This window comes from Burkholderia sp. LMG 13014 (assembly GCF_905232215.1).
Lineage (GTDB): Bacteria > Pseudomonadota > Gammaproteobacteria > Burkholderiales > Burkholderiaceae > Burkholderia.
Map to the genome: position 1 here is coordinate 1 of NZ_CAJNKE010000208.1, position 9,636 is coordinate 9,636.

The 9,636-nt window shown below is 65.4% G+C and carries 8 protein-coding genes; all 8 read left to right on the forward strand.

Annotation, left to right across the window (positions count from 1 at the left end; genetic code table 11):
* Nucleotides 1-10: 10 nt before the first annotated feature.
* Nucleotides 11-1,348, forward strand: a complete 1,338-nt coding sequence (locus JYJ84_RS20020; protein ID WP_122946435.1) for a glutamine synthetase family protein — start codon at nucleotides 11-13, stop codon at nucleotides 1,346-1,348.
* Between the two features lie 37 nt (nucleotides 1,349-1,385).
* Entirely contained in the window at nucleotides 1,386-2,828 is a 1,443-nt protein-coding gene (locus JYJ84_RS20025; protein WP_122946436.1) for an aspartate aminotransferase family protein, read from the forward strand.
* Nucleotides 2,829-2,889: 61 nt separating this feature from the next.
* Nucleotides 2,890-4,008, forward strand: a complete 1,119-nt coding sequence (locus tag JYJ84_RS20030; RefSeq protein WP_122946437.1) for a polyamine ABC transporter substrate-binding protein — start codon at nucleotides 2,890-2,892, stop codon at nucleotides 4,006-4,008.
* A 188-nt stretch (nucleotides 4,009-4,196) separates the two neighbouring features.
* Nucleotides 4,197-5,351 carry an ABC transporter ATP-binding protein gene (locus tag JYJ84_RS20035; protein WP_175222446.1) on the forward strand — a complete coding sequence of 385 codons (1,155 nt, stop codon included), beginning with the start codon at nucleotides 4,197-4,199 and terminating at the stop codon, nucleotides 5,349-5,351.
* A gap of 10 nt (nucleotides 5,352-5,361) precedes the next feature.
* A complete protein-coding gene (locus tag JYJ84_RS20040) occupies nucleotides 5,362-6,348 on the forward strand; it encodes an ABC transporter permease subunit (RefSeq protein WP_175222445.1) in 987 nt (328 codons plus the stop codon).
* A complete protein-coding gene (locus tag JYJ84_RS20045; protein WP_122946440.1) occupies nucleotides 6,345-7,184 on the forward strand; it encodes an ABC transporter permease subunit in 840 nt (279 codons plus the stop codon). Before JYJ84_RS20040 ends, JYJ84_RS20045 begins: the two co-directional genes overlap by 4 nt.
* A 116-nt stretch (nucleotides 7,185-7,300) precedes the next feature.
* Nucleotides 7,301-8,878 (forward strand): DUF3138 family protein, encoded by a 1,578-nt coding sequence (locus JYJ84_RS20050; protein WP_122946441.1) that lies wholly within the window; start codon nucleotides 7,301-7,303, stop codon nucleotides 8,876-8,878.
* Between the two features lie 110 nt (nucleotides 8,879-8,988).
* Nucleotides 8,989-9,636: FAD-binding oxidoreductase (locus JYJ84_RS20055; RefSeq protein ID WP_205189399.1), on the forward strand; the 648-nt coding region annotated here is incomplete at its 3' end.

Sequence of the window (9,636 nt, forward strand, 5' to 3'; positions counted from 1 at the left end):
GAGAACAGACATGCATGACATCGAAGATTTTCTGAAGCAGCACCGGATCACTGAAGTCGAAGCGATCATTCCCGACATGGCCGGCATCGCGCGCGGCAAGATCACGCCGCGCAACAAGTTCACCTCCGGCGAATCGATGCGCCTGCCGCAGGCCGTGATGGTGCAGACCGTCACCGGCGAATATCCGGAAGACGGCTCGCTGACCGGCGTAACCGACCCCGACATGGTGTGCGTACCCGACGCATCGACGATCCGCCTGATCCCGTGGGCCATCGACCCGACCGCGCAGGTGATCCACGACTGCGTGCACTTCGACGGCTCGCCGGTGGAGATCTCGCCGCGCTACGTGCTGCGCCGCGTGCTCGACCTGTACAAGGCGAAGGGCTGGAAGCCGGTCGTCGCGCCCGAGCTCGAGTTCTACCTGGTCGACATGAACAAGGATCCCGACCTGCCGCTGCGTCCGCCGGTCGGCCGGACCGGCCGCCCCGAAACGGGCCGCCAGTCGTATTCGATCGAGGCCGTCAACGAGTTCGACCCGCTGTTCGAGGACATCTACGAGTACTGCGAAGCACAGAACCTCGACATCGACACGCTGATCCACGAAGTCGGCGCCGCGCAGATGGAGATCAACTTCATGCACGGCGACGCGCTGTCGCTGGCCGACCAGGTGTTCCTGTTCAAGCGCACGGTGCGCGAGGCCGCGTTGCGTCACAACATGTACGCGACGTTCATGGCCAAGCCGATGGAAGACGAACCGGGTTCGGCGATGCACGTGCACCAGAGCATCGTCGACGAGGAAACGGGCCAGAACCTGTTCACGTCGCAGGAAACCGGCGGCGCAACGTCGATGTTCTACAACTACCTCGCGGGGCTGCAGAAGTACACGCCGGCACTGATGCCGATCTTCGCGCCGTACATCAACTCGTATCGCCGCCTGTCGCGCTTCATGGCGGCACCGATCAACGTGCAGTGGGGCTACGACAACCGCACGGTCGGCTTCCGCATCCCGCACTCGAGCCCGTCGGCACGCCGCATCGAGAACCGCATCCCGGGCGTCGACTGCAACCCGTACCTCGCACTCGCCGCGACGCTCGCGGCCGGCTATCTCGGCATGACGCAGCGCCTGGAGCCGACCGAGCCGCTCGTCAGCGACGGCTACGACCTGCCGTACCAGTTGCCGCGCAACCTCGAGGAAGGGCTGACGCTGATGGCCGCCTGCGAGCCGCTCGGCGAGATCCTCGGCCACAAGTTCCTGAAGGCGTATTTCGCGCTGAAGGAAACCGAATACGAAGCGTTCTTCCGCGTGATCAGCTCGTGGGAACGCCGCCATCTGCTGCTGCACGTCTGAGCGTGCACCCAACCGAATACGGAATCACGGAGGAAACATGACTTACCGCAACGAATCTGCCTGGATCCAGCCGGCCGCCCCCACCGCCACGGCCGCCGCACCGCGCGCGACGCAGGCGCGCACGACCGCCGAATACCGCGCGCTCGACGCCGCGCACCACATCCATCCGTTCTCGGACATGGGCGCGCTGAACCGCGCGGGCAGCCGCGTGATCGTGAAGGCCGACGGCGTCTACCTGTGGGACTCGGACGGCAACAAGGTGATCGACGGGATGGCGGGCCTCTGGTGCGTGAACGTCGGCTACGGCCGCAAGGAGCTCGCCGACGCCGCGTATCGCCAGCTCCAGGAGCTGCCGTTCTACAACACGTTCTTCAAGACCACGCACCCGCCGGTGATCGAACTCTCGGCGATGCTCGCGGAAGTCACGCCGGCCGGCTTCAACCACTTCTTCTATTGCAACAGCGGCTCGGAAGGCAACGACACGGTGCTGCGCCTCGTGCACCAGTACTGGCGCGTGCAGGGCCAGCCGCAGAAGAAGTATGTGATCTCGCGCAAGAACGGTTATCACGGCTCGACGATCGCGGGTGGCACGCTCGGCGGGATGGGCTACATGCACGAGCAGATGCCGTCGAAGGTCGAGAACATCGTGCATATCGACCAGCCGTATTTCTTCGGCGAAGCAGCGGCCGGCGAAACGCCGGAAGCATTCGGGCTGGCCCGCGCGCAGCAGCTCGAAGCGAAGATCCTCGAACTCGGCGCGGAGAACGTCGCCGCGTTCATCGGCGAGCCGTTCCAGGGCGCGGGCGGCGTGATCTTCCCGCCGTCGACGTACTGGCCGGAAATCCAGCGGATCTGCCGCAAGTACGACATCCTGCTGGTGGCCGACGAAGTGATCGGCGGCTTCGGCCGCACCGGCGAATGGTTCGCGCACCAGCATTTCGGCTTCGAGCCGGACCTGATCACGATGGCCAAGGGCCTCACGTCGGGCTACGTGCCGATGGGTGCCGTCGGCATTCACGAGCGCGTCGCGCGGCCAATCATCGACAACGGCGAATTCAATCACGGCCTCACGTACTCGGGCCATCCGGTGGCGGCAGCCGTCGCGGTCGCGAACCTGAAGCTGCTGCGCGACGAAGGGATCGTCGAGCGCGTGAAGAACGACACGGGCCCGTACTTCCAGGCGCTGATGCGCGAAACCTTCGCGCGTCACCCGATCGTCGGCGAAGTGCACGGCCACGGCCTCGTCGCGAGCCTGCAGCTCGCGGAAGCGCCGGCCGAACGCCGCCGCTTCGCGAACGGCGGCGACGTCGGCACGATCTGCCGCGACTTCTGCTTCAACGGCAACCTGATCATGCGTGCGACCGGCGACCGGATGCTGCTGTCGCCGCCGCTCGTGATCTCGCGTCCGGAAATTGATGAACTCGTATCGAAGGCGAAAAAAGCAGTCGATGCAACCGCCCAGCAACTGGGTATTTCGTAACGGTTTTGCCTACAGGCGTGCGGCGGGCGCCGCACGCCGCCATAACCAGGGGAATTCCACCATGCGTGCCTGCTTTCTTCGCCAAGCCTGTTCTGTTGCCGCCCTTGCCGCCGCGGCAGCGTTCACGTCGGTCGCCAGCCCGTCGGCGCATGCCGCCGACGAGCTGAATGTCTACAACTGGTCCGACTACATCGCACCCGACACGATCCCGAACTTCCAGAAGCAGACGGGTATCCACGTCAAGTACGACAACTACGACAGCGACGACACGCTTCAGGCGAAACTGCTGGCCGGCAGTTCGGGCTACGACATCGTCGTGCCGACGTCGAACTACATGGCCAAGCAGATTCAGGCCGGCGTGTACCAGAAGCTCGACAAGTCGAAGCTGCCGAACCTCGCGAACCTCGACCCGCTGCTGATGAAGATGATCTCGGATGCCGATCCGGGCAACCAGTACGGCGTGCCCTGGGCCTACGGCACGGACGGCATCGGCTACAACGCGCAGGCGGTGAAGAAGGCACTCGGCGACAAGGCGCCGGTCGACAGCTGGGCACTGGTGTTCGACCCGGCCAACATGGAAAAGCTGAAGGGCTGCGGCGTGTCGTTCCTCGACCAGGCCGTCGACGTGTTTGCCGCCACGCTGCAATACATGGGCAAGAACCCGAACAGCACGAACCCCGGCGATTACCAGGCTGCGTTCGAAGTCCTGAAGAAAGTCCGCCCGTACATCACCCAGTTCAACTCGTCCGGCTACATCAACGACCTCGCGAACAACGACGTGTGCGTCGCGCTCGGCTGGTCGGGCGACGTCGGCATCGCGCATCGCCGCTCGGCCGAAGCGAAACGTTCGTACGACATCAAGTTCTCGAACCCGAAGGAAGGCGGCCTGCTGTGGTTCGACGTGATGGTGATCCCGAAGGATGCACCGCACCCCGAGGCCGCGCTGAAGTGGATCAACTACGTGTCCGATCCGAAGGTCAACGCGGCGATCACCAACACGGTGTTCTACCCGACCGCCAACAAGGCCGCGCACCAGTTCGTCACGCCGGGCGTCGCGCAGGACCCGACCGTCTACCCGCCGGAAGACGTGCTGAAGAAGATGGTGCTGATGAAGCCGATGCCGGCCGACATCCTGCGCCTCCAGAACCGCCTGTGGGCCCAACTGAAGACCGGCCACTGATCGCCCTGCATTCCGGCGGCGCAGGCATCGCTTCACGCCTGCCCGCCTGAGATCCGCGGACCTCCGTCCGCCCGCGCGCACCGCGCGCACTGTTCCATCCGGCACGAGCCGTCGTCCGTGAGTCGCGTCATGCGCCTCGCGCGGGGACGCTCACGCCTGCAATCCGTGAAGAACGAATGGTGACTCCCATGCAATCGATACCCTCTTCCGCTGCTGCACGACAGACCCAACCGGCCGCTGCGGCCCGTACGCAAAACGACACTTTCGTGCGCATCGAAAACGTCGTGAAGAAATTCGGCGACAGCACGGCCGTCGACAACGTGAACCTGACGATCGCGAAGAACGAGCTGTTCGCGCTGCTCGGCAGCTCGGGCTGCGGCAAGTCGACGTTGCTGCGCATGCTCGCCGGGCTCGAGACGGCCACCTCCGGCAAGATCTTCGTCGACGGCGAAGATCTTGCGTCGCTGCCGCCGTACCGCCGCCCGGTGAACATGATGTTCCAGTCGTACGCGCTGTTCCCGCACATGTCGGTCGAATCGAACGTCGCGTTCGGCCTGAAGCAGGAAGGCACGCCGAAGAACGAGATCAAGGAGCGCGTGGCCGATGCGCTCGCACTCGTGCAGATGAGCAAGTACGCGCAGCGCAAGCCGCATCAGCTCTCCGGCGGGCAGCAGCAGCGCGTCGCGCTGGCCCGTTCGCTGGTCAAGCGCCCGAAGCTGCTCTTGCTCGACGAACCGATGTCCGCACTCGACAAGAAGATCCGCCAGAAGACCCAGCTCGAACTCGTGAACATCATCGAGAAGGTCGACGTGACCTGCGTGATGGTCACGCACGACCAGGAAGAGGCGATGACGATGGCCAGCCGCCTCGCGGTGATGAGCGAAGGCAAGATCGTGCAGATCGGCGCGCCGGGCGAAGTCTACGAATTCCCGAACAGCCGCTTCTCGGCCGAATTCATCGGCTCGACCAACCTGTTCGAAGGGCGCGTGGTTGAAGACGAACCCGATCACATCTTCGTCGAGAGCGACGACCTCGAAGCACGTATGTACGTGAGCCATGGCATCACGGGCCCGCTCGGGATGCCCGTCGGCATCTCGGTGCGTCCGGAACGCATTCACGTGTCGCGCGAGAAGCCGGGCTCGAAACACAACTGGGCGCGCGGCGTCGTCACCGACATCGCGTACATGGGCAGTTACTCGCTGTACCACGTGCGCTTGCCGAGCGGCAAGACGGTGGTGTCGAACCTGTCGAGCTCGCACCTGTTGAACGACAACGCACCGGCGTGGAACGACGACGTGTTCGTGTCGTGGTCGCCGGCCAGCGGCGTCGTGCTGACGCAATGAGGACGCCACGATGAGAACCTCTGCTTCCACGCCCTCCACGCCGGTGTCAACCGGCGCCGCGAGCACCGGCGCCGGACGTGCCCGCCCGGGCCGCTTCGACCTGCTGCAGCGCTTCCTGCCGTCTGGCCGCAGTGTCGCGATCGGCGTGCCGTTCGTATGGCTCGCGATCTTCTTCGCGCTGCCGTTCGTGCTGGTGCTGAAGATCAGCTTCGCCGACCAGGTGATGGGCATCCCGCCGTACACGTCGCTCGTCGAGATCAAGGACGGCGTCGTGCACTTCGCGCTGCAGCTGTCGCACTACGCGTTCCTGCTGCAGGACGACCTGTACATCGCGACCTACCTCAGCTCGCTGAAGATGGCTGCCGTGTCGACGGTGCTGTGCCTGCTGATCGGCTATCCGATGGCGTACTACATCGCGCGCTCGGAGCCGAACCGCCGCAACGTGCTGATGATGGCCGTGATGCTGCCGTTCTGGACGTCGTTCCTGATTCGCGTGTACGCATGGATCGGGATCCTGAAGGACGACGGCCTGCTGAACCACACGCTGATCGCGCTCGGCATCATCCACACGCCGCTGCGCCTCTACCACAGCGATGCCGGTGTCTACATCGGGATGGTCTATTCGTACCTGCCGTTCATGGTGATGCCGCTGTACGCGCACCTCGTGAAGATGGACCTGACGCTGCTCGAAGCCGCGTACGACCTCGGCGCGAAACCGTGGGTCGCGTTCACGCGGATCACGCTGCCGCTGTCGAAGAACGGGATCATCGCCGGCAGCCTGCTGGTGTTCATCCCGGCGGTGGGCGAGTACGTGATTCCGGAACTGCTCGGCGGCGCCGACACGCTGATGATCGGCCGCGTGATGTGGGATGAATTCTTCAACAACATGGACTGGCCGATGGCGTCCGCGGTGACGGTCGCGATGGTGATGCTGCTGCTGGTGCCGATGGCGCTGTTCCAGTACTACCAGGTCAAGGAACTGGAGGACGCGAAATGATCAAGCCGAGCAAACCGCTGTCGACGGGCGTTCTCGCCTTCGGCTTCCTGTTCCTGTACATCCCGATCATCAGCCTGATCGTGTACTCGTTCAACGAGTCGAAGCTGGTGACGGTGTGGTCGGGCTTCTCGCTGAAGTGGTACTCGGCGCTGCTGGACGACGACGAGCTGCTGACCGCCGCATGGCTGTCGCTGAAGATCGGCCTCTTGACCGCGACCGCGTCGGTCGTGATCGGCACGTGGGCGGGCTTCGTGCTCGCGCGCTTCGGCCGCTTCAAGGGCTTCACGCTGTACACCGGGATGATCAACGCGCCGCTGGTGATTCCGGAAGTGATCCAGGGCATCTCGCTGCTGCTGCTGTTCGTGGCGCTGGAGCAGATGTTCGGCTGGCCGAAGGGCCGCGGGATGGTGACGATCTGGATCGGTCACGTGATGTTGTGCGTGTCGTACGTGGCGATCATCGTGCAGTCGCGGGTGAAGGAGATGAACAAGTCGCTCGAAGAGGCGGCGCTCGATCTCGGCGCGACGCCGCTGAAGGTGTTCTTCGTGGTGACGCTGCCGCTGATCTCGCAGGCGCTGCTGTCGGGGTGGCTGCTGTCGTTCACGCTGTCGATCGACGATCTGGTGCTGTCGGCGTTCCTGTCCGGGCCGGGCTCGACGACGCTGCCGCTGGTGGTGTTCTCGCGCGTGCGGCTGGGGCTGAACCCGGAGATGAACGCACTGGCGACGCTGTTCATCACGGCGGTGACGATCGGCGTGATCGTCGTGAACCGGATGATGATCGCGCGTGAGCGGCGCCGCGTGGCCGACATGAAGGCGGCGTTCGCGGTGGCGTGACGCCCCGCCGCCCGCCTCGAAGATAACAAGCACGGCAGACAAGCAAGACGCGCTGCCCCAGGGGGGGCGCGCGATTCGATCCCGATTTGACAGGCGCACGACAAGGAGAATCCGCAATGAAGAAGAAACTGATCTGCCTGCTGGTGGCCGGCGCGTTGCCGGGCATCGCGCTGGCCGACTCGACATCCGCCGAGATCAAGGCGCTGCAGGCGCAGGTCACGGCGCTGCAGAAACAGATGAAGGCGATGCAGGCGCAACTGTCGGCGAAGGGCGGCACCGCCACCGCCCAGGCCGGCACGAAGGTCCAGGCCGGCGCCGCGCCGGTCGCGGTGGCCGTCGATCCGAGCTCGCCGGACTATGGCAAGGCACAGGCCACGCTGACCAACGACGAGGTCGGCGAAATGAAGCAGCAGATCGCGAACCAGCAGCTGAAGGTCGACTCGCTGACCGACGCGGCCAACACGGGCCCGCTCGCCGGCCTGTCGGTCACCGGCTACATCGATCCGACCTACATCTACAACCGCGCGCCCGGCACGTCGTCGTTCCTGTTCGCGAACCACGAGAACGCGTACAACTACTTCAACAGCACGTTCGGCGATCTCTATCTCGACATCAAGAAGACCTTCGGCGTCGGCCCGATGGCGCCGTCGGCGGAAATCACGCTGATGCCGAACCGCGGCAACGGCATCACGCTGCTGCAGAACTCGCGCGGCTCGATCACCGACAACCTGCTGAACACGGCGGTCGTCAACGTGCCGATCACCGCCGAGACGACGCTGGTCGCCGGCCTGATCCCGAGCTTCGGCGGCTACGAGGTGCAGCAGTCGAACCAGATGCTCACGCTCACGCACAACCTGCTGTACGATTTCTCGGATCCGGGCAGCTACGTCGGTATCGGCGCGAACTACACGAAGGGCAACTGGGCGTGGAAGTTCTTCCTCGGCAACGAGCAGTACCGCACGTACGGTTCGGTCACGACGACGGGCACCAACGCACTCGGCGATCCGATCACCACCAGCAACAAGGTGCCGACCTTCACCGCGCGCGCGGACTACACGTGGTCGAGCGCGCTCGATCTCGGCGGTTCGTTCAACATCGGCCGCCAGACGCTCGCGAGCGCGATCGATGCGAACGGCGTCGTCCACTACGGCCCGGGCGGCGCGGCACCGAGCGCATACGGTTCGTTCTTCTTCGGCGAACTCGACGCGACTTACACGCTCGCCGATATTCAGTACAACGCGGAAGTCGACTACGGCCGTCAGCAGCATGCGGCGTTCAACGGCGGGCTCGCGCAGTGGTACGGCCTGTCGCTGCTCGCGCACCGCAAGTTCAACGCGCCGGTGGTCGGCCGCATGGGCGTGACGCTGCGCTACGACCTGCTCGCCAACTCGAAGAACGGCGGCGGCGGTGGCGGCATCGCGCTGAACGGTAACGGGATGGATCCGAGCAACGGCTTCGGCGTCGACGCGGACTGCCTCGCGCAGTCGAAGGCCGGCGGCGGCCTGGGCTTCGAGTGCAAGGGCGCGGTACGCCAGGATGTCGCGCTCGACCTGCTGTTCTATCCGACCCAGCAGATCACCGTGAAGGTCGAATACCGGCACGACTGGGCGAACAACAAGGTGTTCCTGCGCAACGACGGGTCGTACGGCAAGTCCAACGACCTGCTCGCCACGCAGTTCATCTATTCGTTCTGACGCGGGGCGCGCGGGACGCCGTGCCGAGCGCACGGCGTCCCGCGCCGTTTTACCGGCCGGATGACGGTGCGCGATGCACCGCCGCCGGCTGCAACGAGGGAGTCCGATTCATGACGCAGTCTTTCACCCGCCGCGCCGATGCGCTCGCGCGCGACTCGTACTACGAAGCGACGGCCGTGCGCCCCGCCGTGGACGATCCCGCGCTCGACGGGACGATCGACGTCGACGTCTGCGTGATCGGCGCCGGCTTCGCCGGCCTGTCGACGGCGCTCGACTGCCGCGCACGCGGGCTGTCCGTCGCGGTGATCGACGCGCACCGGCCCGGCTGGGGCGCGTCGGGCCGCAACGGCGGCCAGGCGATCACCGGCTTCGCGAAGGACGAGGAGATCGAGCGGCAACTCGGCGCCGACGGCGCACGCGCCGCGTGGTCGCTGTCGCTCGACGGCGTCGCACTGATCGCCGAGCGGATCGCGCGCTACGGGATCGACTGCGATTTCACGCGCGGCTACCTGACGGTCGCGACGAAGCCGCGCCGCATCGACGACCTGCACGCGTGGATGGACGCCGCGACGTCACGCTGGGGCCATCCGTCGCTCGCGTGGCTCGATACCGCCGACATCCGCACGCGCATCGCGTCGACACGCTATCTGGCCGGCGTGCACGATCCGCTGTCGGGCCACCTGCATCCGCTCAAGTACTGCCTCGGCCTCGCCGATGCCGCGCGGCGCGAGGGCGTCGCGCTGTACGCGCAGACGCCC

Bases quoted from the DNA above. Each gene is read 5' to 3' on its own strand.
- JYJ84_RS20020 (WP_122946435.1), top strand. From the start codon at position 11: ATGCATGACATCGAAGATTTTCTGAAGCAGCACCGGATCACTGAAGTC.
- JYJ84_RS20045 (WP_122946440.1), top strand. From the start codon at position 6,345: ATGATCAAGCCGAGCAAACCGCTGTCGACGGGCGTTCTCGCCTTCGGC.
- JYJ84_RS20030 (WP_122946437.1), top strand. From the start codon at position 2,890: ATGCGTGCCTGCTTTCTTCGCCAAGCCTGTTCTGTTGCCGCCCTTGCC.
- JYJ84_RS20035 (WP_175222446.1), top strand. From the start codon at position 4,197: ATGCAATCGATACCCTCTTCCGCTGCTGCACGACAGACCCAACCGGCC.
- JYJ84_RS20050 (WP_122946441.1), top strand. From the start codon at position 7,301: ATGAAGAAGAAACTGATCTGCCTGCTGGTGGCCGGCGCGTTGCCGGGC.
- JYJ84_RS20040 (WP_175222445.1), top strand. From the start codon at position 5,362: ATGAGAACCTCTGCTTCCACGCCCTCCACGCCGGTGTCAACCGGCGCC.
- JYJ84_RS20025 (WP_122946436.1), top strand. From the start codon at position 1,386: ATGACTTACCGCAACGAATCTGCCTGGATCCAGCCGGCCGCCCCCACC.